Source organism: Paraburkholderia sp., from assembly GCF_035656215.1.
Lineage (GTDB): Bacteria > Pseudomonadota > Gammaproteobacteria > Burkholderiales > Burkholderiaceae > Paraburkholderia.
This window is the reverse complement of the sequence record NZ_DASRSY010000283.1, coordinates 1-25,043: the sequence shown is the minus strand read 5'-3', so window position 1 is coordinate 25,043 and position 25,043 is coordinate 1. Positions and strand designations below refer to the sequence as shown.

24 protein-coding genes and 1 pseudogene are annotated in these 25,043 nt (G+C 61.9%); 12 read left to right on the top strand and 13 right to left on the bottom strand.

Features of this window, described 5'->3' with window-relative positions:
* Positions 1–200: 200 nt before the first annotated feature.
* On the top strand, positions 201–863 hold the full coding sequence (locus VFE81_RS15980; RefSeq protein ID WP_325045530.1) for a response regulator transcription factor: 663 nt from the start codon (positions 201–203) through the stop codon (positions 861–863).
* Between the two features lie 34 nt (positions 864–897).
* Here the strand turns inward: VFE81_RS15980 and VFE81_RS15975 are convergent, their stop codons facing one another.
* The 5 genes from VFE81_RS15975 to VFE81_RS15955 all read right to left on the bottom strand — a co-directional run bounded on the left by VFE81_RS15975 (position 898) and on the right by VFE81_RS15955 (position 5,130).
* Positions 898–1,641, bottom strand: a complete 744-nt coding sequence (locus VFE81_RS15975) for an SDR family NAD(P)-dependent oxidoreductase (RefSeq protein WP_325045529.1) — start codon at positions 1,639–1,641, stop codon at positions 898–900.
* Positions 1,642–1,823: 182 nt separating this feature from the next.
* The gene (locus VFE81_RS15970; RefSeq protein WP_325045528.1) at positions 1,824–2,951 is read right to left on the bottom strand and encodes an amidase; all 1,128 of its coding nucleotides are present in this window, start codon (positions 2,949–2,951) and stop codon (positions 1,824–1,826) included.
* Entirely contained in the window at positions 2,948–3,463 is a 516-nt protein-coding gene (locus VFE81_RS15965) for a nuclear transport factor 2 family protein (RefSeq protein ID WP_325045527.1), read from the bottom strand. The genes VFE81_RS15970 and VFE81_RS15965 overlap by 4 nt, the downstream gene beginning before the upstream one ends.
* Positions 3,464–3,483: 20 nt before the next feature.
* On the bottom strand, positions 3,484–3,861 hold the full coding sequence (locus VFE81_RS15960; protein WP_325045526.1) for a hypothetical protein: 378 nt from the start codon (positions 3,859–3,861) through the stop codon (positions 3,484–3,486).
* Positions 3,862–3,909: 48 nt separating this feature from the next.
* A complete protein-coding gene (locus VFE81_RS15955; RefSeq protein WP_325045525.1) occupies positions 3,910–5,130 on the bottom strand; it encodes an acyl-CoA dehydrogenase family protein in 1,221 nt (406 codons plus the stop codon).
* 252 nt (positions 5,131–5,382) lie between these two features.
* On the opposite strand from VFE81_RS15955, the gene VFE81_RS15950 reads away from it, so the two are divergent.
* Positions 5,383–6,882 (top strand): PAS domain-containing sensor histidine kinase, encoded by a 1,500-nt coding sequence (locus VFE81_RS15950; RefSeq protein ID WP_325045524.1) that lies wholly within the window; start codon positions 5,383–5,385, stop codon positions 6,880–6,882.
* Positions 6,883–6,946: 64 nt separating this feature from the next.
* Here the strand turns inward: VFE81_RS15950 and VFE81_RS15945 are convergent, their stop codons facing one another.
* The 3 genes from VFE81_RS15945 to VFE81_RS15935 are packed head-to-tail and all read right to left on the bottom strand — an operon-like array spanning position 6,947 to position 10,070.
* Positions 6,947–8,263 (bottom strand): MFS transporter, encoded by a 1,317-nt coding sequence (locus VFE81_RS15945; RefSeq protein ID WP_325045523.1) that lies wholly within the window; start codon positions 8,261–8,263, stop codon positions 6,947–6,949.
* A 26-nt stretch (positions 8,264–8,289) separates the two neighbouring features.
* On the bottom strand, positions 8,290–8,790 hold the full coding sequence (locus VFE81_RS15940; RefSeq protein ID WP_325045522.1) for an aromatic-ring-hydroxylating dioxygenase subunit beta: 501 nt from the start codon (positions 8,788–8,790) through the stop codon (positions 8,290–8,292).
* Positions 8,787–10,070: an aromatic ring-hydroxylating dioxygenase subunit alpha gene (locus VFE81_RS15935; RefSeq protein ID WP_325045521.1), complete on the bottom strand. Its 1,284-nt coding sequence runs from the start codon at positions 10,068–10,070 to the stop codon at positions 8,787–8,789. The genes VFE81_RS15940 and VFE81_RS15935 overlap by 4 nt, the downstream gene beginning before the upstream one ends.
* Positions 10,071–10,174: 104 nt before the next feature.
* Between VFE81_RS15935 and VFE81_RS15930 the strand changes: the two genes are divergently transcribed.
* A complete protein-coding gene (locus VFE81_RS15930) occupies positions 10,175–11,095 on the top strand; it encodes a LysR family transcriptional regulator (RefSeq protein ID WP_325045538.1) in 921 nt (306 codons plus the stop codon).
* Positions 11,096–11,099: 4 nt separating this feature from the next.
* On the opposite strand, the gene VFE81_RS15925 is transcribed toward VFE81_RS15930, so the two are convergent.
* A complete protein-coding gene (locus tag VFE81_RS15925) occupies positions 11,100–11,987 on the bottom strand; it encodes a LysR family transcriptional regulator (RefSeq protein WP_325045520.1) in 888 nt (295 codons plus the stop codon).
* A gap of 102 nt (positions 11,988–12,089) precedes the next feature.
* Between VFE81_RS15925 and catB2 the strand changes: the two genes are divergently transcribed.
* The 3 genes from catB2 to catC all read left to right on the top strand — a co-directional run bounded on the left by catB2 (position 12,090) and on the right by catC (position 14,610).
* On the top strand, positions 12,090–13,247 hold the full coding sequence (catB2, locus tag VFE81_RS15920; RefSeq protein ID WP_325045519.1) for a muconate cycloisomerase CatB2: 1,158 nt from the start codon (positions 12,090–12,092) through the stop codon (positions 13,245–13,247).
* A 47-nt stretch (positions 13,248–13,294) separates the two neighbouring features.
* Entirely contained in the window at positions 13,295–14,203 is a 909-nt protein-coding gene (gene catA, locus VFE81_RS15915) for a catechol 1,2-dioxygenase (protein ID WP_325045518.1), read from the top strand.
* Positions 14,204–14,319: 116 nt separating this feature from the next.
* On the top strand, positions 14,320–14,610 hold the full coding sequence (gene catC / locus VFE81_RS15910) for a muconolactone Delta-isomerase (protein WP_325045517.1): 291 nt from the start codon (positions 14,320–14,322) through the stop codon (positions 14,608–14,610).
* A gap of 54 nt (positions 14,611–14,664) precedes the next feature.
* On the opposite strand, the gene VFE81_RS15905 is transcribed toward catC, so the two are convergent.
* Together VFE81_RS15905 and VFE81_RS15900 are read right to left on the bottom strand one after the other, a co-directional pair.
* Positions 14,665–15,642, bottom strand: coding sequence for a PDR/VanB family oxidoreductase (locus VFE81_RS15905; protein ID WP_325045516.1), 978 nt, complete (start codon positions 15,640–15,642; stop codon positions 14,665–14,667).
* Between the two features lie 168 nt (positions 15,643–15,810).
* Positions 15,811–16,701, bottom strand: a complete 891-nt coding sequence (locus VFE81_RS15900) for a LysR family transcriptional regulator (RefSeq protein ID WP_325045537.1) — start codon at positions 16,699–16,701, stop codon at positions 15,811–15,813.
* A 166-nt stretch (positions 16,702–16,867) separates the two neighbouring features.
* Between VFE81_RS15900 and VFE81_RS15895 the strand changes: the two genes are divergently transcribed.
* Complete coding sequence (locus tag VFE81_RS15895; protein ID WP_325045536.1) at positions 16,868–17,599, top strand: sulfite exporter TauE/SafE family protein; 732 nt, start codon at positions 16,868–16,870, stop codon at positions 17,597–17,599.
* Positions 17,600–17,750: 151 nt separating this feature from the next.
* Here the strand turns inward: VFE81_RS15895 and VFE81_RS15890 are convergent, their stop codons facing one another.
* On the bottom strand, positions 17,751–18,719 hold the full coding sequence (locus VFE81_RS15890; protein ID WP_325045515.1) for a LysR family transcriptional regulator: 969 nt from the start codon (positions 18,717–18,719) through the stop codon (positions 17,751–17,753).
* A 130-nt stretch (positions 18,720–18,849) separates the two neighbouring features.
* Between VFE81_RS15890 and VFE81_RS15885 the strand changes: the two genes are divergently transcribed.
* The 5 genes from VFE81_RS15885 to VFE81_RS15865 all read left to right on the top strand — a co-directional run bounded on the left by VFE81_RS15885 (position 18,850) and on the right by VFE81_RS15865 (position 24,687).
* A complete protein-coding gene (locus VFE81_RS15885) occupies positions 18,850–20,160 on the top strand; it encodes an MFS transporter (protein ID WP_325045514.1) in 1,311 nt (436 codons plus the stop codon).
* Between the two features lie 18 nt (positions 20,161–20,178).
* Entirely contained in the window at positions 20,179–21,423 is a 1,245-nt protein-coding gene (locus VFE81_RS15880; RefSeq protein ID WP_325045513.1) for a Zn-dependent hydrolase, read from the top strand.
* Between the two features lie 38 nt (positions 21,424–21,461).
* Entirely contained in the window at positions 21,462–22,484 is a 1,023-nt protein-coding gene (locus VFE81_RS15875) for a histone deacetylase family protein (RefSeq protein WP_325045512.1), read from the top strand.
* Positions 22,485–22,791: 307 nt separating this feature from the next.
* Entirely contained in the window at positions 22,792–23,538 is a 747-nt protein-coding gene (locus VFE81_RS15870; RefSeq protein WP_325045511.1) for a glucose 1-dehydrogenase, read from the top strand.
* A gap of 207 nt (positions 23,539–23,745) precedes the next feature.
* Positions 23,746–24,687, top strand: a complete 942-nt coding sequence (locus VFE81_RS15865; RefSeq protein WP_325045510.1) for a DMT family transporter — start codon at positions 23,746–23,748, stop codon at positions 24,685–24,687.
* Between the two features lie 57 nt (positions 24,688–24,744).
* Here the strand turns inward: VFE81_RS15865 and VFE81_RS15860 are convergent.
* Positions 24,745–25,043 (bottom strand): annotated as a pseudogene (locus VFE81_RS15860) (hypothetical protein); the annotation flags it as partial.

The following is a 25,043-nucleotide window of genomic DNA, read 5'->3' as shown; positions in this document are numbered from 1 at the left end:
TGCGCAAGGGGGCGTCTTTCCCCATCCGTCTAAAGCTTTTCCCAATACGTGACTGAACGGCGGCCGCATGGGGGACATTTAATCTGAGCTACAGGGTAACTATCGCTTTGCAGGGCTTTTTCCACTGGTTATCATGAGACGGCAAGACGCTTCGAATCGCACACTCCCCGAACCGTTCCGACTTACTCCGTGTTGACCCCATGCTCCACCCGTCTCAGTCCACACCGTCCCTCGCACCGATCGTCTATATCGTCGACGACGATAACGGCATGCGTACGTCGCTTGCGTGGCTGCTCGAATCGGTCGGTGTGAAGTCGGCCGGCTTCGCCAATGCAAATGAATTCCTGAGCGCTTTTGATGCCAGCGTGCCGGCATGTCTCGTGCTCGATGTGCGCATGCCGGAGCAAAGCGGCTTTGACGTGCAAGCGGAGTTGAACCGTCAAGGTGCGACACTGCCGATCATCTTCGTCAGTGGACACGGCGATATTCCCATGTCGGTGCGCGCCTTGCAGAACGGCGCGATCGATTTTGTCGAGAAGCCGTATAACTCGCAGCAGATGCTCGACCGCGTGCAACGCGCGTTGAAACTCGCCACGCAGCGTCACGCCGCCAATCAGAAGCAGCGCGATTTGAAGAAGCGCCTGGAGTCGCTGACGGCACGCGAGAAAGAAGTGCTGCGTGGCGTGATCGACGGCAAGGGCAGCAAGCGTATCGCCTCCGATCTGTCGATCAGCGTGAAGACCGTCGACGTGCATCGTGCGAGCATCAAGGACAAACTCGGTGCCGCGTCGATCGCGATGCTGGTGCGCGACGTGATGGCAGTGTGGGATCGGGACGCATCCGCGAACGGTGCGCCTCGTTGAGGCACTCCGCCACCGCGTGAGCCAAAAAAAAGCGTCAACGCATGAACAAACCGCCGTTCACATCCCAGCACGCGCCGTTCGCGAAGTAAGCGTTCTCCGCGGCCAGCATAACCGCGACATCGGCGACATAGTCCGCTGAGCCCAGACGTCCTGCGGGGATGTTGGCGATCACCGCCTTCAGCTTGTCGGGTGCGACGCTCTCGTGCACGATCGGCAGATCCATTGGCCCGGGCGAAATCGCGTTGACGGTCACGCCCGCCGCGCCGAGGTCACGTGCGAACACCTTGGTCAACGTGATGACACCGCCTTTGGCCGCTGCATAATGTGCACCGGTGGCGGATCCGCCATTCTGTCCCGCCAGCGAGGCGATGTTGACGATGCGGCCTGTGCAGGTGTCGGCGAAATGCTGGCCGAGCACCTGGCAGCCGAACAGCACGCTGCGCAGATTCACGTTGATCACCTGATCGAATTGCTCGGCGGTGATCTCCATCACGGGCACGACTTTGGATGCGCCCGCGTTGTTGATCAATACGTCGATGCGGCCCCAGCGTTGCAGGATGGCATCGCGTACGGATTCGAACGCGCTCTTCGAGGTGACGTCGAGATTCAGCGCGAATGCGCTTGAGCCGTCTGTGCTCAGTTCGCGGGCGAGGGCCTGTGCGGCATCGAACGCAATGTCGCCGATGGCAACCGCGTAGCCCGCTGCATGAAAGCGTGTGGCAATCGCGGCGCCGAGACCACGCGCGGCGCCGGTGACGAGTACGACTCTTTTCTGCATTGCTTCTACTCCTTGAGAAAACTGCCGCTTTTGCAGCGGTTTGGCGCATTGCGCGTTTGTCTGGTCCATCGACCGAGTTCATCTGCCAGGTTCATTTTTCAACCGCAAATGGCGGATGAAAATGGCAACCGCATCTGCCAACCCTATATGACAGCCGCATTTGCCCACCTCAATTGCCCGCTTCAGGCGGCGAGGGCCGCTTCGAAGCGTGCCGCAATCGCGCAGACCTGTTCATCCGCACCTTTGCGTCCAACGATCTGCAACCCAGCCTTGAGCGGCGAGCCGTCGATAGGCAAGGGCAAGCTCAGTGCCGGATGGCCGCTCAGATTGAACGGCCGGATCAACGACGACATGGCGATGACCGGGGCGCCACCGCGTGCTTCGTCGAGCGTGATCGGCAGCGCGGGTAGTGTGGGGAGAATCAGTACGTCCACGCTTTCAAGCGCATGATCGACAGCCGCGGTGAATTGCCTGCGTACCGACTCCGCCGCATCGACTTGCGCGGCTGTCGTTTTTGCAGCGGCGCGCAGCCGCGCGTCGAGGTCGGCACCGAGCTTGCCGGTTGCCACGAGGTGCCCGAACGCGTGCGAGGTTTCGGCGTTGATGATCGAGAGCCCCGCTTCGAAGGCGGCAGCAAAGCCTGCGAGCTCCACCGTGCGTGCGGTGCAGTCTGCCTGGCCTGCTGCACGCGCAACGGCGTTGAGGATTTCAGGCGTTGCGTCGACCTGCACGATGCCGACGTTCCACGCGCCTGTTTGTGGCGCGTGGGCGGCATGCATGTCGAAGTCGGCGGTGATCGCCTGCATCGCGGCGACGATCATCTGCATCTCGCGCGCGAACGGTCCGACGCAATCCAGCGTCGATTCACGCGGTGCAACGCCGCGCCGGGATACGCGCCCATAAGTCGGCTTCAAACCGATCACGCCGCAACACGCTGCGGGGCCACGAATCGAACCGCCGGTGTCCGTACCAAGTGCGGCGTCGGCAAGCTTCAAACCAACGGCCGCCGCCGAACCGCTCGACGAGCCGCCGGGAATACGCGAGGCGTCCTGGGGATTTTGCGGCGTGCCGGTGTAGTCGTTGATACCGGTCATGCCGAAAGCCAGTTCGTGCATATTCGCCTTGCCGACGATGTGCCAGCCGGCATCGAGCAATCGTTCCACGACGTCCGCGTGTTGGGCAGCAGGGGGTGTATTGGCCAACGCGCGGCTTGCGGCCGTGGTCGCGTAGCCGGCGATATCGATCGTGTCCTTGATCGCGATGCTGGGACCTGAGCCGCCTAACGACAAGGTCTGGATAAACTCATTCATGGGTTCGGTTTCCTTGCATTGACTTGCCAGGGCGCATCGAAAAGACGTTCGGTGCGAAAGTGCGTGATGAGCCAGTCTTGGCCATCGCCGGTGGGCGCGAAATCCACTTCAAGGCGTGCCGAGATCAACTCTGCTGGCGTGTCGACATAGCCGGACGCCTGCAGCATGATCCAGCGGCCTTTAGCGCTTGCGCCCTGTACCTCGATGGTTTCCGACGTGAGGAAGTGCACATTCACCGAGAAATGCGGCGACGGCGGCAGGTAGCGCGTGAGCATCGCAAGAATCTCCGCATGGCCGGTGAGGTGGCCGAACTTGCTCGCGTACTGCGGGCCGACGCCTTCCCAGATCGCGTCGGCTGCAAAAAGGGCCGCGAGCGCCTCGCCTTCGAGCGCACCCGAGGGCACATCGCATAGCGCCATATAGCGCGCCATCGTGCGACGTACCGCGGATTCGGCTTCGAGCGCGGCGAGCCGTTCGGTCAACATGACAAGCGTATCCGGGCTCCCGTTCATCGCATCATGCTCCGACACGTTCAAGCCGCGTTGGCATGTTGCGGCGGCACTTCCAGCGCGCGGCCGACGCGCGCTTCGATCTTGCCGTAGCGCCACAGGTTGTACTCGCCGACCGGCGTGGTGCGATACAGATTACACACCGCCACGGCAGTATCGAAGTCGCGCACGTCGGCCATGATGTAGAAGGTCCACGGCGAGTTGTCGGCATTGCCGACGGTGAGGCGGTCGTCGTCCATGATGCCGAGCACGCTGACGCCTTCCATCGATTCGACCGCGGCCAGCATCTTGCCGTAGGCCTGCCAGACTTCACCGATCTTCTCGCGCGGCAAGTCGAAGAAATTCTGCGTCACGCCGCAGCAGAACAGAACGCGCAGGGGCAGCTTCTGGTTATCGGACATTGTTGGGTTCTCCATGAAATCGTTTGAAGGACAAATGCAAAAAATGACTTACAGGTAGCCCGGAATCGGCGGTACGCCGACGAACACCGCACCGGCGCCGTCGAAGTTGCCTTCGCCGAGAAACGCGTGCTGGGTGACCACCATCGCGTCGCGCAACAGGCGCTGCAATGGATGCGTGCGGTAGATCGCCATTGTGCCGCCGAGCCGGTAGGCGCGCTGCACGACGTCGGCGCCTTCGCGGGCGATCTGCGTCGCGGCCAGACGCAGCAGGCTGGTCTGCTCCGGCGTCACGGGGTTGCCGGCGAGGATCGATTGCCAGACGTCGTCGGTCGTGTCGTAGAAGAACGCGCGGGCCGAGCGCAATTGCGCCTCGGCTTTCGCCAGTTCGATCCGGTAGTACGCGCGGTCGGCGAGTTGCGGCGCGCCGGTTGTGGTCTTGCGGCCGCCGGCCATCTGGTTGGCGACATCGAGCGCCGCACGCGCGAGACCAAGGTTGACCACGGCCAGCACTTGCGCCGCGTAGGCGATCGTCGGGTAGCGATACAACGGCTCGTCCACGCACGGTTCGCCGCCGCGCACGAAGGTCCAGTCGTCGGCGACGAACTGATCGGTGACGCGCAGATCGTGACTGCCGGTGCCTTGCATGCCGACCACATCCCAGTTTTCGATGATCTCGACCTGATGCGGGCGGAACACGGCTGTGCGTGGCTTGCCGGGCACGCCCGGGGCCCCCGTACCTGAGCCGGCCGCACCTGAGCCGGCCGCACCCAAGCCGGCCGCACCGATCCCCACGCCGAGCCAATCCGCGCCCTTGCAGCCGCTCGCGAATTTCCACGTGCCGTTCACACGCCAGCCGCCGTCGGCGGGTTGCGCGGGTTGTACCGGGAAGAGACCGCCTGCAAACACCTGATCGGGGCCGTCGGCGTAGATGTGCGCCTGCGTTGCCAGCGGCAAGGCCGCGAGATACACGTTCGCCGAGCCGAAACTCGCGACCCATGCTGCCGAACCGTCCGCTACTGCAATGCGTTCGATCATGTCGAGGAACGCGCTGGGCGCGAGCGCATCGCCGCCGAAACGCTTCGGTGTCGCCGCGCGATACACACCCGCACGCTTGAGCTTCGCGATCACATCGCGCGGCACGTGCGACAGGCGATCGAACTCCTCGCGCCGTGCAGCGATTTCGGCGATGACGTCAGCGAGTGGCAAACGCGTGGCATCGCGGCGGGTGCCTGAAGCGGCGGCAACGTTGTCGGTGGCGGTGTCTGACATGGCGGGGGCTTCTCCTTGATTCGTTATCGGCTGAAACACGAGGCACGATTCGTTCGCGGGCAATGAAGCAGGCGACGACACGTGCAGGGTGGGGCCAGTCTAGAAATGCAAAAAGAACGCTTCAATTGGGACGCGGGATGCGTTTTTAGGTAACACGCCGGGGGTGTCTAAAGAAATCTTCAGACGCGAATCATGCGGACTGGTGTTATGTTCCTTCCCATACGTGATCGAATTTTTCCACCGTCTCGCCCGATGACTTTCCCCGCTGAAGAAGATTTCCACCGCCTGCTCGACGCGCTCACGCTGTGCGTGCTGTTGCACGACGCTGAAACGAAGGCGATCGTGTGGGCCAATCGCGCGGCCTGCGAGGCGCTGGGCTTTACGCTCGAAGAATTGCTGCCGCTCAAGGCGAAAGACATGACGCGCCCGGTGCCGAAGTACCGGCGCGAGATCGGCGTCGGTGCAATGGACCGTGCGATCACCGAGGGTCCACAGGTCTACGAGTGGTGTTATCGCTCGCGTAACGGGGCCGATATGCTGTCCGAGGCGATTGCCACCTACGTGCCCTTGCGCGAGCGCGCGGTGGTGATGGTGCAGTTTCGCGACATCAGCGTCGAAGACACGCTCAAGCAGACGCTGCGGCGCTACGAGTCGCGGCTGCGCGAGTTCATGCAGGATCTCGGCGAAGGCGTCGCGGTACTGACGCCCGGGGGCGAAGTGGAATTCGTCAGCGAATCCGGACGGCGCGTGCTGGGTCTGGAAGAGGGCGCGCCGATGGGCGACGTGCTCGACTATTGCAGCGAGTCTGATCGCGACCGTCTGCTCGAACAGCTCGCCAGCGCACCGCGCATCCAGCCTTCGGCACCGCAGCGTTATCGCATCACGCGCCGCGATGGCACGCCGGGCTGGTTGCGCATCACGTGTAGAAGAATCGAGATCGAAGACGACCTCAACGGACGCCTGCTGCACTTTCGCGATATCACGGACGAAGTCGCCGTGGAGGAGGCGCGTCGTCACGAGGCGCGGCTGCTGGAATACGCGGGGCGCTACAACGCGATGGGCGAAATGGCGACCGCTATCGCGCACGAGTTGAGCCAGCCGCTCGCCGCGGTGCGCAATTTCATCGAAGGCGCGATCCGGCGGCTCGCCCAACCCGGTCCCGTCGACGACGTGTTGTGGGGTTTGCGCAGCGCCGATCGTCAGGCTGAGCACGCGGCGGTCATCATCAAGAGCGTGCGCGATTACATCGTCAAGCGAGAGCCGAGCGAGACGTATGCGGATTTGCGCGACATCATCGCGGACGTCGTGTACTTCATCGAATGGCGCGCCAAAGAGGCGGGAATTGCGGTCACCATCGAGCAGGCACCTGAGGCCTTGCCGGTACATTGCGAACGCGTGTTGATCGGCCAGGTGGTGCTGAATCTGGCGTTCAATGCGATCGAGGCGCTGACGGAATGCGCCACGGGGTACACCAATACGGCTGCACGGCGTGGTGAATTGCGCCTTGTCACGAGCCTGCGGGGCAAGTCTGCGCTCGTGCAGGTGATCGATAACGGCCCAGGCGTGCCCGCGGAAGCGCACGGCCGCCTGTTCGACGGGTTTTCTTCGTCGAAGGTAGGCGGCAACGGCATTGGTTTGTCGCTGTGCAAAAACATCGTCACGCGGCATGGTGGCGAAATCTGGGCCAAACCGGCGCAGCAGGGCGGGCTTCAATGCAGTTTTACGCTGCCACTCGTGGCCGTCGCCGATTGATCGCAGCAGGCGTGCAATGGGCGCAACGGAAGCGCCCGATGCATGGGCCGTGCCGGGCGCATTCTCAATCATGCGTGGTGGTGATGTTCTTCGGAATGGTCATGAGCGTGATCGCTGTGATGAGACCGAAACCGATCAGCATCAAGGCGACCGGCCACGGCGCATGCACCTTCGAATACAGCGCGATAGCGACCAGAGGCGCAAGTCCGCCGGAAAACACCGAAGCGATCTCATGGCCTAGCGCCATGCCCGAATAGCGGACCTCGGTGGGAAAGAGTTCGCCCATCAGCGCGGGCTGTGTGCCGATCATCGCGGCGTGGCAGAAGGGCAAGCCCAATGCGAGCGACAGGAACACGAGCAGCGGTTCATGCGTGTCGATCAGCCAGAATGCGGGAAACGCGATCACAACGAGGCCGAGCGCGCCGATCATATATACCGGTCGCCGTCCGATCACATCCGATAGCCGGCCCCACAGCACGATCGTGACGAGTTCGAGCAGCATTGCGAGCATCACGCCGCCAAGCATCACCGGGACCGGCACGCCGATCGTCTTGCCGTACACCAGTACGAACGACAGGAAGATATACGTGCCGCCGTTTTCGGCGACGCGTAGCCCCATCGCCTGCAACACCTGCTTCGGGTGATTACGCAGCACGGTCAGCACCGGCATGTGTTTCGGCTTGGCTGTGACGAAGTCGCGGCTCTCGGGCAGGCTCCGGCGAATATACACGCCGACGCCGAAGATCAGCACGCTTGCGAGAAACGGCACGCGCCAACCCCAGGACATGAAGCTCTCGACCGGTAGTCGCTGCACCAGATAAAAAGCGGCCGCCGACAGCACGAAACCGCCCGCCACGCCCAGCTGACTGAACGATGCGTAGTAGCCACGGCGATTGGCCGGCGCGCTCTCGCTAATCAGTAGCACGCCGCCGCCCCATTCGCCACCGGACGCGATGCCTTGCACGACTCGCAGACAGACGAGCGCGATGGGTGCGAGGAAACCGATTTGTGAGAACGTCGGCAACAGACCGATGCCGAAGGTCGCCACGCCCATCATCATCAGCGTCACGACGAGCGCACGTTTGCGGCCATGCCGGTCGCCGATGTGGCCGAACACGATGCCACCCAGCGGCCGCGCCAGAAAGCCGATCGCGAAGCCGGCGAAGGCGGCCAGCGTGCCCATTAACGGATCGCCGTGCAGCGGGAAGAACAGCGGCCCGAAGATCAGGGCCGCCGCCGTGCCGTACAGAAAGAAGTCATACCATTCGAGCGCGTTGCCGAGCACGGAAGCGACGATGATCCGCCGCAGTGTCCGCGAGGTCGCAGGCGCCGCTGGCGTGGCGGCTGATACGGCCGTGGGAGAAAGCGTGTCGTTTTGCATCTCGTGCTCGCTGGTAGCGTAATCAATTACAACAGGAACCCGATGGCGCTGAGTGCCTCGGTCGAATCGATCAGGCGGATGACCTTCTGCGCGATACGCGGCTCGCCGCTCGCGAAACTGATGCGATGCGTGAGATCCGCGGCGAACAAGGTCGACTTGCCGCGTTTGTACGCGACGATGACCTGCGCCGAGTTCACCGCGACCTCGTCGCTCGTATCGCTCGTCAAGGTGAAACGCGAGACCGTGCGCACGGTGCGGGCGGCGTCGCTCGCCGAGGCCGAATAGCCGGACGTCATGCGCTGCACGCGTTTCTCGCGCATGTCCTGATCGTCGTATGCGTAGTTCAGCGTGGCGGCGAAGTCGGTCGTGTCGTGATCGATCGGCACCACGTAAAAACCTGCCGGGTCCCACAGCGAAAGCCACTCGCGATAGTCCTTGCGGTCCAGCAATTCGGCTTCGCGCCAGATCAGTTCGATTGCGCCGGCAAAGGTCTTTTGCGAGAACAGCGTGTTCCTGTCGTCCATCATGCTTGCTCCATCATCGTGCGCCATTGTGCGTACGCTTCGCGCATCCCGGTTTCGTCGGTGGCGTGGGCGGTCTTTTCGCCGTTTGGCGCCGTGCTCTCGCGATTCAGGCCGCGATTCACGAGGATCGGCAGATCTGGACCGGCATGCGAGCCGCGCTGCACGCGTTCCCATGCTTCGGCGTCGTCCGGGCTGCCGAAACCGAACGGGCCCTGGAAATGTTCGTGAATGCGCAGACGCACACGGTTCGCCTCTTCGGGGCCGCCGTCCATCGCGAGGGCGACGTGGCGAATTTCGGTTTCGTTCGCGGAGATGGGCCGCAGCACGCGGAAAAACGCCATCGACAGCGCGAGGTTCGGAAACAGATTCAGGTTGAAGCCGACCCCCATCAGCGATCGCACGATGCGGCGCACTTCGTCGGGCGGGTGCTTTTTCGCGAGCGTGGCGGCGAGTCCTTCGAAGCGCTCGGGGATCGCCGCGCCGTCGTCGCGGTCGAGATCGACGAGCTCCGGCACCAGCACGGCGAGGCTATGACCGTTGCCGAGCGAGCGGCAGAATGCTTCGTCGCTTGTCATGAAGCTCGTGATTGCGGCGGCGGTTTCGTCGTCGATCGATTTCATCCACGACTTGTGGACGACCGGGAAGTGATACAGGTCGGTGGTGTTTTCGAGCTGGATCTTCCAGTTACCGTTAAAGCGGAAGCGATGTTCGCCGTTGGCTTTGATCGGATAGCCCGCGCCTTGCTTCATGAACAGGTCGATCCACGGCTTGGCGCCGCCGAGAAAATCTTCAAGCGGCTCGATCTCCTGATTGAAGCTCGCGAAAATCAGTCCTTGATAGATGCCGACGCGCAAACTGGCGAGCGGCAACTCGGTCTTGTCGATCACGCCTTCATAGCCGTCGCCATAGGGTAGCGCGCGCAATGCGCCGTCGAGGCCATAGGTCCAGCTGTGATACGGGCACGTGAAGCCTTTGGCATTGCCCTTGTGCTGCTCGCACACGGTTGCGCCGCGATGGCGGCAGCGGTTTTGCAGCACGTTGACGGCGCCGCTCTTGTCGCGCACCACGATCACCGGCTGGCGGCCGATCGTGGTGGTGCGAAAGTCGCCCGGATTCGGCAGTTCGCTTTCGTGCGCGACCCAGATCCACGTCTTGTAGAAAATGCGCTCGAGTTCGGTTTCGAAAACCGCCGGGTCGTAGTACAGCGACGGGGCGACGCGGTCGGACTGCGCGCGCTGGTACAAGGCGCTCGCATCGACGGTCTGATATGAGGATTCGCTCATCGGAGTCGTATGTGGGTGGTCGATGAAGCAAAGTCTCGCTGACCGACTGATATGCGTCAAATTGATCTAAAATAAAATATAAGATCAATCTCATGGATATTTCGATGAATTCGCTGGATCACGTCGACCTCAATCTGCTGCGCGTTTTCCAGGCAATCGTCGAGGAGCGCAGCCTCACGCGGGCCGGCCTGCGGCTTGCGCTGTCACAGCCTGCGATCAGTTATTCGCTGGGGCGCTTGCGGACGCTGTTCGACGATCCGCTGTTCATTCGCACGCGTGCCGGCATGCAGCCCACGCCGATTGCGCTCGAACTGTCGGGCATCGTCGCGCGGGCGCTGGATACGGTGCGTGAGGCGCTGCGTTACGCGGAGCACTTCGATCCGGCGGTGAGCACGCGCACGTTCCGGCTATCGCTGTCCGATGCGGGCGAACTAGCCTACCTGCCGCCGATTTGCGAGGCGTTGCATCGGCAGGCGCCGCGCGTGAAATTGCGCATCGAGCCTCTGCCGGTAGAAGAAATCGAAGATGCGTTGCGCGGGAGCCGGCTCGATTTTGCAATTGGCAATCTGCCGACGCTGACCGCGCGCACGCGTCATCAACCCTTGTTCGAAGAGACTTACGTTTGCATGACACGCAAGCGGCGCGGCTTGCCGCGCACAAAAGAGCTGAGCATGAAGACGTTTCTGGATGCGTCGCACGTGCAGATCACGTCGGTCGAACACAGCCACTACGCGCTCGACGACGCGTTTCGCGCGCAAGGAGTGGGCCGCCATATTGCGCTGGAATTACCGCATTTCGTGGCCTTGCCGAGCGTGCTGGCCGTGACCGATCTGTTCGCGACGCTGCCGCGGCGTCTTGCACAGATTTTCAATCGGAATGGCGGCTTTCAGCTCTATGAGTTGCCTGTCACGTTGCCGATGGCGGCAGTCACCATGCATTGGCATGAGCATTTCGATCAGGACGAGGGCAACGTGTGGTTGCGCAATCTGATGGCCGATATCGTGCGGCGGTTTGACGAGCGTTGAAGCTTCAAACCCGTTTGAACAACTCCCGCGCGAGCGAACACAACAGAGTAGTAGTCGGCGATTCATCCTGCAGGCGGCGGCTCATGATAATCGGCGACGCGATATTGGCCGCCGGAACCGGCCGGTACACCACGCCATGCGCGCGCAAACCCTCGACGCTTTCCGGCACGAGACACACACCCACTTGCGCCGCAACCAACCCCAGCGCGGTTTGCAATTCCCTCACTTCATGAATTGCCTTGGGCTCCAGCGCGTGATCGTGCATCGCCGATAGTTGCTGGTCCGCATAGCTCGGTCGCGGCGTGCTCGGATAGACGATCAGCGTTTCCTGCGCGAGCGCGGCAAGCGTCAACGGCTTCTTCTGGCGTGCGAGCGGATGGTCTTGCGGCAGTGCGGCAATCATCCGTTCTTCGACGAGCACTTCGCGCGCCAGTTGCGCATCGTCGAAGCGCAAGCGGCCGAAGCCGACATCGATACGGCCGCCTTTGAGGGCGCCGAGCTGCTCGATCGTGAACATTTCAATCAGCGACAACTCGATGTGTGGCGCCGCCTCGCGAAACGCGCGGATCACCGCGGGCAGCGCGCCGTAGAGCGTCGAGGGCACGAAGCCGATCACAATGCGCTCGGCGAGCTGCGCGAGGCGTCGCGTGAGCGGAGCGAGTTCGTCGGCTTCGTCGATCAGGCGCCTGGCCTGCGCATAGAAAATGCGGCCGGCCTCAGTCAGCCGCAGCGGTCGCGAGCCGCGTTCGAACAACGGCAAGCCGATGCTTTCCTCGATCTGCTGGATCTGGCGGCTGAGCGGTGGCTGCGTCATATGCAGGCGATTGGCGGCCCGCGTGATGTTCATTTCTTCGGCGACCGCGATGAAATAGCGGAGTTGGCGAAGTTCCATGCATACCCCTAAGGTATGGAAGTAGTCGGAATGGGTGTTGGACTGCTTCGCGGGTTGTTTCTACTATGGTGCTCTCAGGAAAGCAGTTCAGGAGGGCAACGAATGATAGCAACACCCGTGAAGATCGAGAGCGTGGAGACGATTCTTGTCGACGTACCGACGATTCGCCCGCACCGGCTTTCGGTCGCAACGATGAACTGCCAGACGCTCGTGCTGGTGCGCATTCGCTGCGCAGACGGCGTGGTCGGCGTGGGCGAGGGCACGACCATCGGCGGCCTCGCATACGGCGAGGAAAGCCCGGAAAGTATCAAGGTCAACATCGATACGTACTTCGCGCCGCTGCTCAAAGACATGGACGCGACCCGTCCAGGTGCGGCGATGGCGAAGCTGCGCGCACTCTTTCAGGGTAACCGCTTTGCGAAATCCGCGGTTGAAACTGCTTTGTTCGATGCACAGGCGCAGCGCCTTGGTGTGCCTTTGTCGGAGCTGTTCGGCGGCCGCGTACGCGATTCGGTGGACGTGGCGTGGACCCTCGCAAGCGGCGACACGACCCGCGATATCGACGAAGCCGAGCGCGTTTTCGAAGCGAAGCGGCATCGCGTGTTCAAGCTGAAGATCGGCTCGCGCGCGGTTGCCGACGACGTTGCGCACGTTGTGGCCATTCAGAAAGCGCTGGAAGGACGCGGTGAAGTGCGGGTCGACGTGAACCAGGCGTGGACCGAATCCGAAGCGATCTGGGCCGGCAAGCGTTTCGCCGACGCCGGTATTGCGCTGATCGAGCAGCCAATCGCAGCGGAAAATCGCGCGGGCCTCAAACGTCTGACCGATCTCGCTCAGGTGCCGATCATGGCGGACGAAGCATTGCACGGGCCGGCCGATGCATTCGCCATCGCCAGCACGCGTGCGGCCGATGTCTTCGCCGTAAAGATCGCGCAATCGGGTGGTCTGACTGGCGCCGCGAGTGTGGCGGCGATCGCGCTCGCCGCGAACATCGACCTGTATGGTGGCACGATGCTCGAAGGCGCAGTGGGCACGATCGCCTCGGCGCAACTCTTTAGTACCTTCGACGAACTGAAGTGGGGCACTGAACTGTTCGGGCCGTTGCTGCTGACCGAAGAGATTCTCACCGAACCGTTGCGTTACGAGAATTTTGCTTTGCATCTTCCACAAGGGACCGGTCTCGGCATCACGCTCGACTGGGACAAGATCGACCGCTTGCGGCGCGATACGCGCAAGGGCGCAAGCGTCACCACGAACTGACGGTTCATCCGCTAGCCGCCAAGATCATTAAACGAAGGAGATACCCCATGAACAAGCAAGCCATCGACGCGCTGCTGCAGAAAATCAACGACAGCGCCACCCGTGAAGGCAATCCGCGCACGAAGCAGATCGTCAACCGCATCGTGCGCGATCTGTTCTACACGATCGAAGACCTCGACGTGCAACCGGCCGAATTCTGGACCGCGCTGAATTATCTCGGCGATGCGGGCAAGAGCGGAGAGCTCGGTCTGTTGGCCGCGGGCCTCGGCTTCGAGCATTTTCTCGATCTGCGTATGGACGAAGCGGAAGCCAAGGCCGGGATCGAAGGCGGCACGCCGCGCACCATCGAAGGCCCGTTGTATGTGGCGGGCGCACCCGCGTCCGATGGGCATGCACGACTCGATGACGGCACCGATCCCGGTCAGACGCTGGTGATGCGTGGCCGCGTGTTTGCCGAAGACGGCAAGCCGCTCGCCAATGCGCTGGTTGAAGTGTGGCACGCGAATCACTTGGGCAATTACTCGTACTTCGACAAGTCGCAGCCGGCCTTCAATCTGCGCCGCTCGATTCGCACGGATGCCGAAGGCAAGTACAGTTTCCGCAGCGTGGTGCCGGTGGGTTACTCGGTGCCCCCGCAAGGGCAGACGCAGTTGTTGCTCGATCAGTTGGGCCGTCATGGGCATCGTCCCGCGCATATTCACTTCTTTATTTCGGCGCCGGGCTGTCGCAAGCTGACCACGCAGATCAACATCGACGGCGATCCGTATCTGTGGGACGACTTCGCGTTCGCCACGCGCGACGGCCTCGTGCCGGCCGTCAAACAGGCTGAGGGTGCGGAAGGCAAGCCCTATGGCGTGGAGGGCAAGTTCGCGCTGATCGACTTCGACTTCACGCTGTTCAAGGAGCGCGACAACCTGCCGGGCGCGGAAGTGGAGCGCGTGCGCGCCGAAGCCTGAGGCTTCGGCGCCTGAAAGGCATAGACGTACTGCATGAATCTATCGACCCTGGCTGCGCGGCGTAGTTTTCCGGCTAGTCAGGGTTTTTTATTTCCGATCAGAGAAGGAGAGCAAGCATGCTGTTTCACGTTGAGATGACCGTCAACCTGCCGCCCGAGATGGATGCGGAACGCGCCGCGCGTCTGAAGTCCGATGAGAAAGCGATGTCGCAGAAGCTGCAGCAGGAGGGCGTATGGCGGCACCTGTGGCGCATCGCCGGCCGCTACGCGAATATCAGCGTGTTCGACGTGGAAAGCCCCGCGCATCTGCACGACGTGCTGAGCCAGTTGCCGCTGTTTCCATATATGGATGTTGAAGTGCGCGCGCTGTGCCGGCATGCATCGTCGATTCGCGACGACGACCGGTAAGGGCCAAAGGAAGAAGGTGCTGCGAATGCAGCACCTGGCCTGCATTAAAGGGTCTTAAAGATCGAGCACCAGCAGCGGTGACGTGGCGCGCGAGACACAGCAGCAGATCACGTTGCCGCTAGCCCTTTCCGCCTTACTCAGGCAATGATCGCGATGCTCTGGTGTGCCGCTCACCACGTCGACCATACAGGTCCCGCATACGCCTTCACCACATGACGTATCGACTTCGATGCCGATCGACGCCAGCGCCGCGACGATCGTCGTATTTTTATCGACGTGGACGGTAGCGCCGCTGCTGGCGATCTGCACGTCGAATGCATCGAGCGCGTCCGATTCACTACTAGCCGCCGAAGCGGGCTCGGCGGCGAAGCGTTCAAGGTGAATCGCCTCGGCAGCCACGCGCGTTTCGCCGATCGCCACCACGCGCTCCATGAAGGGTCCCGGGCCACAGGTATAAATGTGCGAACCCTCACGCGCATTGGCCACGCAGTCGGCCAGCACTGTATCGAGTTGTTCTCTCCCGACGCCTAAATGAAGCCGCACGTAGTCACTGAACGGTGCGCGCGACAGCAACGGCAAGAACGCCGCGTGCTCCACACTGCGCGCGAAATAGTGCAACACGAAGCGCTGCTCCTGCTTGAGCAACCGGTACGCCATGCTCAATAGAGGCGTGACGCCGATGCCTGCCGCAATCAGAATGTGTTCGCTCGCGCCGGACGCGAGTTGGAACAGATTGCGCGGCGCGCCGATCGTCAATTCGCAGCCGGCGGTCACGTCGTCATGCAGCGAGCGTGAGCCGCCGCGCGACGCGTCTTCACGCTTGACGGCAAACAGGTGCGCTTCACGATGATCGGGGTCGCCGCACAAAGAATATTGCCGCGTGACGCCCGAGGGTCCGGTGACGTCGATATGCGCACCGGGTTCGTAGCGCTCGAAGGGTTGTCCGTCCAGACGCGATACGCTGAACGAGCGCACGCCGTGCGCTTCGTCACGCACGCTGTCGACGCGTACGCTGAAGGTGGTTCTTTCCATGATCTTGCCGGCAAAAAGGACAGAGAGGAGCAGAGCGGACGCCACATGCATTGCGCGGCGTCCGGTTGTGCGTCAAGGATAAGAAACAGCCGGCAATCAGGCAAATCGATTAAAAATCGGTTATGAAATAAATTTCACTGATAATAGGGTGCCGGCCGCGTACCCTCGTCATCCCTGGACACCGGCCAGATGCCGCACCAGCGCTTTCTCCGACCGCTTCAACGCGTTCAGGTCGCGCATGCAGATCAGTAACTGACGCGTGGCCCAACTGTCCGTCAGTTCAATGGTGCGAATGCCCGGTGTGCCGCGATAGCGTTTCGCGGCCGTGGCCGGCACGATGGCGATGCCCGCGCCTTGTTCGACCATGCAGCAGACGCTGTCGAAGGTTCGCATGTGGGCACGGACGCTGAGCGGTTGCCCCGATAGCAGTGCGCGTTCGCCGAGGTAGGCGTGCAACGCGCTGCTCGTGCTCAAGCCGATGAATTCACGCTCGGCCACTTCGGCAAGCGTGATGCGGCGGCGTGCGCCCAGCGCGTCGTCGCGGCTCGTGACCAGGACGAGTTTGTCGACGGCAAAGGGCAGCGTCTGCAACGTGCCGTGTTCGACGGCATCCGAAATGATGCCGATCTCCGCCGCGCCGGCCAGCACCGCTTTCACCGTTTCGGTACTTTGCCGCTCCTTCAGATCGATCTGCACGTTCGGGTGATCGCGCAAAAACACGCCGATGGTGGAGGGCAAAAACTCGGTGATCGCGGCGGTATTGGTCCACAGACGGACGCAGGCTTTGCGCCCGGCCTGATGTTCACCGAGCTCGCCTTGCATCCGGTCGATCTGGCCGAGCACGAGTCTCGCATGATGCGCAAGCGTATCGCCTGTCGCCGTGGACTCCACGCCGCGCCGGCCGCGCTCCAGCAAGGGCACGCCCAATGCTTCTTCCATGCCGCGCAAACGTGCGCTGGCTGACGGCAGCGACATGTTCGCGCATGCCGCGCCTTGCGTGATGCTGCCGGTTTCGATGATGTGCAGGAAAAGGCGGAGGTCGATCAGGTCGAAGCGCATGGAGTCGGATTTGAGTTGTGGTTGCCGCAACGGCTGAATTTCAGTTTCAGCCTTAGTCATAGCCTAAGTCACGGTACGTATCTTACGCATTGTGGGCGACCTCGCGTCGATTGAAAATCACATGCATCGCTCCCAGACTGACATCCCGATGATCTCTTCTTTTGCTATGCGTGTGGGTGTGGTTGCCGCGACGTTCGTCGTGGCCGGCTTCGTCAAAGGCGTGACCGGCATGGGCCTGCCGACGGTCGCCATGGGCGTGCTCGGCACGCTGATGCTGCCGGCGCAGGCTGCGGCAATGTTGCTGCTGCCGTCCTTCGTTACGAACGTCTGGCAACTGTTCGCGGGCTCCAGCGTGCGACTGCTGGTCAAGCGTTTGTGGCTGATGATGGTCGGCATTGTCGCCGGGACGGTCGCGGCTGCGTCCTTAATTGCCGGTGGAGGCGGGGAATGGGCGGTGGTGGGTTTGGGCGCTGCATTGGCGCTCTATGCCGTGGCCGGATTGATGGCGTGGCGCGTCTCGGTTCCGGCACGGCATGAGCGCTGGCTGTCGCCGGCGATCGGCGGACTCACCGGCCTGATTACCGGCGGCACGGGCGTGTTCGTCATCCCGGCGGTGCCTTATCTTCAGGGACTTTCGTTAAAGAAAGAGGATCTGGTTCAGGCGCTCGGTCTCTCGTTCACGGTCTCCACCATTGCGCTCGCGATCGGGCTGGCACGGGAGCACGCGTTTGCCGTCGGCGATCTGGGCGAATCCCTGTTCGCCGTGGTGCCCGCCCTGATCGGCATGGTGATCGGGCAGCGGGTGCGAGGGCGTATCAGTCCGGAGACGTTCCGCCGCTGGTTCTTTGTCTGTTTGCTCGGCCTGGGCATTCAGTTGCTGGCGCGTGCGTTCGTTTGATAGAGAATTGTGCCGTGTATGAAGGAGGGCTGGACCGTGTGGCCGACTATTCTGGATACGCTTGGGGCGTTGGCCGTGCTGGCAAGCGTGGCGGCGCAGATTGCGCTCATACGTAAGCGCTGAAATCAGCGACTCTCCGGCCGATTCTCAATCAACGCGGCGCAAGCCGCTCGGGCAGCGCGTAACGTTGCATCGTGCGCTCCATGCCGTCGAGAAACGCCTGTTCGGCGGCGTTCATCTTGCGGGCGCGCAACCACAGCAGATCGATATCGACATCCACCAGTCCCTCTTCGGGCGGCAGGCGCCACAGCCGTTGCTGCGCGAGATCGTCGCGCACAATGTGCTCGGGCAGGCAGCCGATGCCATATCCGGCGAAGATCAGCCGGCGCACTTCGTCGAGGCTCGGCGAGGCCGCCACGATGCGTCCGGTGAAGCCGCGTTGATCGCGAAACACGGTGAGCGGCGAGAGGCTGTCGCCGATCTGGTCGCTGGTGAACGACACGAAGTTTTCAGCCAGTAACTGATCGATCGAGAGGGCATGCCGCCCGAATAGCCGATGATGCCGCCCGCAAAAAAGCGCATACCGTTGCCGCAGAAAACAGCGTTGCTCGAGTTTATCGACGGGTGTTCGGCATAGACCGAGGCCGGCAGTGGCCGTCTTTTGCAGTAACGACGAAATGATGTCCGACGAGCGCATCACTTCGATATGCAAGTCCACGCGCGGATAGGTCTTGTGGAATTCCGCGAGAAATTCGTCGTAGACGCCGGAGTCGATCCGGCTCACCGTGAGCAGCCGGATCGACCCAGTGATGTCGTCGCTACGGTCGTCGAGCTCGGTTTCCAGCCGCGACATGTGACCGTAAATATCGCTGGCGATCCGGTACACCTCCTCGCCGGCGCGGGTCGGTTCGAAGTGCGGGCCGCGGCGCTGGATCAGGTTGCGCCCGAGCGTGTCTTCGAGCCGCTTGAGCGCCTGGCTGACCGCGGGTTGCGTCAGATGCAAACGGGCCGCGGCACGGCTCACGCTGCGCTCCTGCATGATCGCGAGGAAGGTGCGCAGCAGGTTCCAGTCGAGCCTGTCATTCAAAAAACGCGTGACGTCCGCGCGTAGTTGGGTCATCGAATTGCCCTATACATTAGCTAGATTTATAGTTGAGATAATAAACCGAAATTTGACTAATGTTTTATGGCTGGCGATAAAACACCTCACAAGATGCCCTGATCTCAGGAATCGCGACTGAGGAGCCGCCATGAACGCTTCAATCCAAGCCACCCGTCAGCCCGTGCGAGCGGCAAGCGCCGCTTTCATCGGCACGATGATCGAGTGGTATGACTTTTACATCTACGCCACCGCCGCCGCGCTGGTGTTCGGCGAGTTGTACTTTCCCTCGCACGATCCGTTTGTCAGCACGATGGCGTCGTTCGCGACCTTCGCAGTCGGCTTCTTTGCGCGGCCGCTCGGCGGCGTGATCTTCGGCCACCTGGGCGACCGCATCGGCCGCAAGAAGGCGCTGATGACCACGCTGATGATGATGGGCGTCGCGACCGTATGCGTGGGCTTGTTGCCGGCTTATACGAAGGTCGGCGTACTCGCGCCCGTGCTGCTGGTGTTGCTGCGTGTGGTGCAAGGCGTGGCCGTGGGCGGCGAGTGGGGCGGCGCCGTGCTGATGGCTGGCGAACATGCGCCGAAAGGGCGGCGCACCTTCTTCGCCTCGTTCGCGCAACTGGGCAGCCCGGCCGGACTGATTCTCTCGTTGATCGCATTTCGCGCGGTCACGTCGATGCCGCACGACGATTTCATTGCATATGGCTGGCGCCTGCCGTTTCTGGCTAGCGCGGTGCTGCTCGCGGTCGGCATCTTTATCCGCTTGGGGGTGAACGAATCGCCGGAATTCCTGCGCGAGAAAGAGGCGAAGCGTACCGTCGAGCTGCCGATTGCCGAAGTGTTCCGTTCCTCCGGCGCGCTCGTTACGCTGTGCATCGGCGCGAACACGATCGGTATTGCGGGTGTGTATTTCACCAATACCTTCATGATTTCGTACACCACGCAAAACATCGGCGTGTCGAAATCGCTGATTCTCGATTGCCTGTTCGCGGTCGCCATCATCCAGTTTCTGGCGCAGCCGTTGGCCGCATGGCTTGCTGAAAAGATTGGCGGTGCGCGCTTCCTGAAGCTCGCCGCGTTTGCCGCGATGCTCTCGCCGTATCCGATGTTCACGCTCGTGCAAAGCGGCAGCCGACTGTCGATGATTGTCGGCATCGCGCTTGCAGTGGTGTGTATGGCGAGCTTCTATTCGGTGATTGCGGGCTTTGTCAGCGGCGTGTTTCCGGTGCGTGTGCGCTATTCCGCGATCTCGCTGTCGTATCAGGTGTGCGGTGCGATCGCGGGTGGTTTGACGCCGCTGGCAGGGACATGGCTCGCCCACAAATTCGTTGGCCAATGGTGGCCGCTTGCGGTGTTTTACACATGCCTCGCGGGCATCTCGTTGTCGTGCATCGTCGCACTGGATGCGTTGAAACACCGTCGTGCCGATGCACCTGAAGCACTACCGGCACGTTGAATCAAAGGGAAATCAAAGATGTTGAATGTCGATGGAAAGCGCCTTTGGGCGAGCCTGATGGAGATGGCGCAGGTGGGCGCGACCGCGCGTGGTGGCGTCCGGCGTCTGGCGTTGACGGAAGAAGACCGCCGCGGGCGTGAGTTATTCGCCGGTTGGTGCAGGCAGGCGGGCATGACGGTGCATACGGACGAAGTGGGCAATCTGTTTGCACGCCGCGAAGGAACGCATGCTGACGCGAAGCCTGTGTTGATCGGCAGCCATCTCGACACACAGCCGGAAGGCGGCCGTTTCGATGGCGTGTACGGCGTGCTGGCAGCGCTGGAAGTGATTCGGAGTCTGAACGATCAGAACATCCAGACGGATCATCCGATTGAAATCGTCTCGTGGACCAATGAGGAAGGCGCGCGCTTCACGCCTGCGATGCTCGGCTCCGCGGTGTTCGTCGGCGCTACACCCTTGCAAGCTGCATTGGACACGCAAGATGCGCAAGGCGTGACGCTCGCCGATGCGCTCAAAGCGTGTGGTTATGAAAACGCACGTCATCTGGATGCGAGTCAGGTTGAAGCCTATTTTGAAGCGCATATCGAACAAGGGCCGATTCTCGAAAGCCACGGACATCCGATCGGCGTCGTCACCGGTGGTCAGGCAATTCGCTGGCTCGACGTCGAAGTGATCGGTGTCGCGGCGCACGCGGGCACCACGCCGATGCCTTATAGAAAAGATGCTTTCTTTGCAGCCTCGGCAATGGCGTTCGAGCTCGAAGCCATCGCCCAGCGCTACGCGCCTTCGGGATTGGTCACGATCGGCCAGATCGACGTGCCGAATTCTTCGCGCAATACGATCGCCGGAAAAGTGACGTTCACCGTCGATCTTCGTCATCCAGACGATGCACAGATCGACGCCATGGAGCGCGATGTGCGCGTCGCATTCGAGCAAATCGCCACGCAACGCGGTTTGCAAACTGCAATCTCGACTTACTGGAAAAGTCCGGCCACACCGTTCGATGACGGCTGTGTCGCACTGGTCGAAGAGGCGACGCAGCAACTCGGCTACGCCTATGAGCGTATCGTCAGCGGTGCGGGGCATGATGCGATTCACCTGGCAAGGCATGTGCCGACCGCGATGGTGTTTATCCCGTGTGTCGACGGCCTCTCGCACAATGAAGCCGAAGATGCATTGCCCGCCGACGTGACTGCCGGTGCGAATGTGTTGATCAATGCGGTGCTGGCGCGCGCGAAAGTGGCCGCACCGGCTTACGCCTGAGTACAGCTGAATACGCCTGAAGCAAAAGGAACTGGAATATGCAGACGTTTTTTCATCCGGCACAGTTGAAGCATCATCCGCGCAGCTATCTGTCGCGTGGCCAGATGCGCTCGCCGCAGGAAGTGCCCGAGCGCGCGTTGCGGCTCGTTGAAGCCGCGAAGAAGCTCGGCTTCGACGTACGTGAACCGGCGGATTTCGGCGCGGCGCCGCTCGCCGACGTGCACGGGATGAACTATCTGCGCTTCCTCGAAGAAGCGCACCGCGAGTGGAAGAAGATTCCCGCGGAATGGGGCGACGAGGTGATGTCGAACATTTACATCCGCGAGAACAATCCTTTGCGCGGCGTGCTTGCGCAAGCGGCGCGCTATCTCGCCGATGGCAGTTGCCCGGTCGGCGCGAATACCTACGAATCCGCTTACTGGTCCGCGCAAAGCGCGTTGGCCGGCGCGCACGCGATTCTCGACGGTGCGGGTGAAGCGTACGCGTTATGCCGCCCGCCAGGCCATCATGCGCGTGCCGAAGCGGCAGGCGGCTTCTGCTATCTGAACAATGCGGCGGTCGCGGCGCAAGCGCTGCGGCAGAAGTATGGGCGCGTCGCGATTCTCGATACCGACATGCATCACGGCCAGGGCATTCAGGAGATTTTCTACGGACGTGACGACGTGTTGTACGTGTCGATTCACGGCGATCCTACGAATTTCTATCCCGTGGTGGCCGGTTTCGAAGATGAACGTGGCGCGCAGAAGGGCGAGGGCTATAACGTCAATCTGCCGATGCCGCACGGTTCGTCGGAAGCCGTGTTCTTCGAACAACTGGATGCGGCGTTGCGCGTGGTCGCGCGTTTCCAACCCGATGCGCTGGTCGTTGCATTGGGTTTCGACATCTACAAGGACGACCCGCAATCGTTGGTGGCAGTGACGACCGAAGGCTTCGGCCGACTCGGCGGCCAACTCGGTGCGCTGAAACTGCCGACCTTGATCGTGCAGGAAGGTGGGTATCACATCGAATCGCTCGACGCGAACGCGCAATCGTTCTTCGGCGGGTTTGTATCGAAGCGATGAAGTAAGCGGATGCGTGCCCCGCCGAATTTGTACATGCGGGGCCAGAAAGAAACTGTAAGCGTCGAGAGGCGTCGCGGCGCCCCGCGAAATCGTCTGACCGTTGCTTGTGCGTCCCGCCCGGCACGCCTTTCCGATTGTTCGGCTCATCCGACGTATCTATTCGTTTTGAGCCGCTTTATCCATGCGGCTTGTGTGCCTACATTGTGTCCTGTGACAGCGCCATTGCATTTCCGGCTTCATCGACGTGAGCCCCGCGAATCTTCGCGATAGCGACGTCGGCGCGAACTCCATCCAAAAGGACACGATCATGAGCAAGCTCACAGGTAAGGTTGCGGTTGTAACGGGCGCATCGAAAGGCATCGGTGCAGCGATTGCCAAGGCACTGGCTGCGCAGGGCGCGTCGGTAGTGGTGAACTATGCGTCCAGCAAGGCGGGCGCGGACGATGTGGTCGCCTCGATCACGGCGGCGGGCGGCAAGGCAGTGGCCGTTGCGGGCGATGTGTCCAAGGCAGCCGACGCGAAAGGCATCATCGATGCGACAGTCGAAACGTATGGCCACCTCGACATTCTCGTCAACAATTCCGGTGTGTATGAGATGGCACCGATCGAAGAGATCACCGAAGCGCACTTCCATAAGCAATTCAATGTGAACGTGTTGGGTCTGCTATTGGTCACGCAGGCGGCGGCGAAGCATCTGGGCGAAGGCGGCAGCATCGTGAACGTCAGTTCGGTCGTCAGCCGCATCACGCCGCCGGGCAGCGCGGTCTATACCGCCACCAAGGGCGCGGTGGACGCCATCACCGGCGTGCTCGCACGTGAACTCGGCCCGCGCAAGATTCGCGTCAACTCCGTGAATCCCGGCATGGTGGAAACGGAAGGCACGCATGGCGCCGGCTTCATCGGCTCCGACTTCGAGACTTGGGCCATCAGCACGACACCGCTTGGCCGTATCGGCCAGCCTGACGATATCGCCGACGTCACCGTGTTCCTCGCCTCCGACGACTCGCGCTGGATGACCGGTGAAAGCCTGATCGCCAGCGGCGGTTCGCGGTAACAGGGTGATGCGCAGCGGGTGCCCTTGATTCAGCTAGAGCCGGCAGCTTGAGCTGCCTGGCTCAAGCAGAGCGCTGGCCACCGAGGTCCGACCCGCTAGCACGTTTTCCGAGCCAGATGCGGTGATTCCCGGCATACCGCAGCGCGTTCTTCGAATCGCGCTCGTCGTGGCTAAATTCGCTTCCAGAGACGAAGCGGAGCATGCGGTATGGGTAGGTTCAGGTGGTTCATCACGGCGCTGGCGCCAGTGCTATGGGGCACGATGCCGTTGGCGGCAAGCGAAGCAACCGCGCCCGGTCATCCGCTTTTCATCGCGACGGTGCGCAGTCTCGGCGCCGGTCTCGTGATTCTGGCGCTATTCCGCCGACTGCCGCCGCGTGCATGGCTCGGGCGGATTGTGATTCTCGGTACAGTCAATATTTCTCTGACGTTTGGGTTGTTCTTCATCTCGGCCTCGCATTTGCCCGGCGGGATGATCACGATTTTCATGGCCCTCGCGCCGTTCTGGGCCGCCTTGCTGAGTTGGCCGCTGCTTGGCCAACCGGTGCGCGCTGAACGTTTGTTGTTGATCGCGTTCTGTGTGGTCGGTGTGGCGCTGCTGGTTCGTGCGTCGCCTGCAGCACTCAATCCGGTTGGTGTGCTGGCGGGACTGGGTGCGTCTGCTTCGATGGGATGTGGAATCGTTCTGTACAAGAAGTGGAACCGGCCGGACACTTTACTTGTGTTCACGGGCTGGCAATTGCTGGCGGGTGGCCTGCTTCTCGCTGTTGCCACGTTGAGGTTCGAACCTTTACCCACGCATGCTGGATTGCGTAATGGCCTCGCGCTCGCATATCTCGTGGTGGCCGCGACAATCCTTGCTTATGGTTTGTGGTTTCGCGGCATCGAGCAGCTCGGTGTGCAACGGACTTCGATGCTGTTACTGCTCGTGCCCATGGTGGGTCTCGCGGTCGATATCGTCTGGCTGGGCAAGCATTTGACGGCGTGGCAAGGTTTGGGCGCGGGGATCGTGCTGGGTGGTCTGATTGTCGACGCGATAGCGGGACAGCGTTCGCAGCGTTTGGACGGGCGACGAACAAAGATTGAGCGTTCACCGCAGATCGCGGCGCGGTCTCAACCAGCCGAACAGAAGTGGGAAAAGGTCGAGTAGGGGCTGCCTGAGCAGCCCCTACCGTTACATTATTGCAGAAGCAGCTGCCTTGAACGATCAGGCGATCTTCGGCACCGGCACATCATCCCAAACCGATGCGCTCGAGCCTTCTGCGGGAAGCGCGTCGTTCAACACAGCGCGAAGCTGCGCCGTGTGCCCGGCGCCCGCATCCAGCATCACCAGATCGCGGGCGAACGCAGCTTCGATCGACAGCCGCTCATCGAGCACGGCCCGCAATGTCGTCTCCGATGTCACGAATACGATATCGCGCTCGGCCTGATCGCTCGACGTGACATCGGGCGCCTCCGGTGTGATGTCAGGGTCGAAGCCGGTCTCAGTAGCGTGAAAGAATCCCC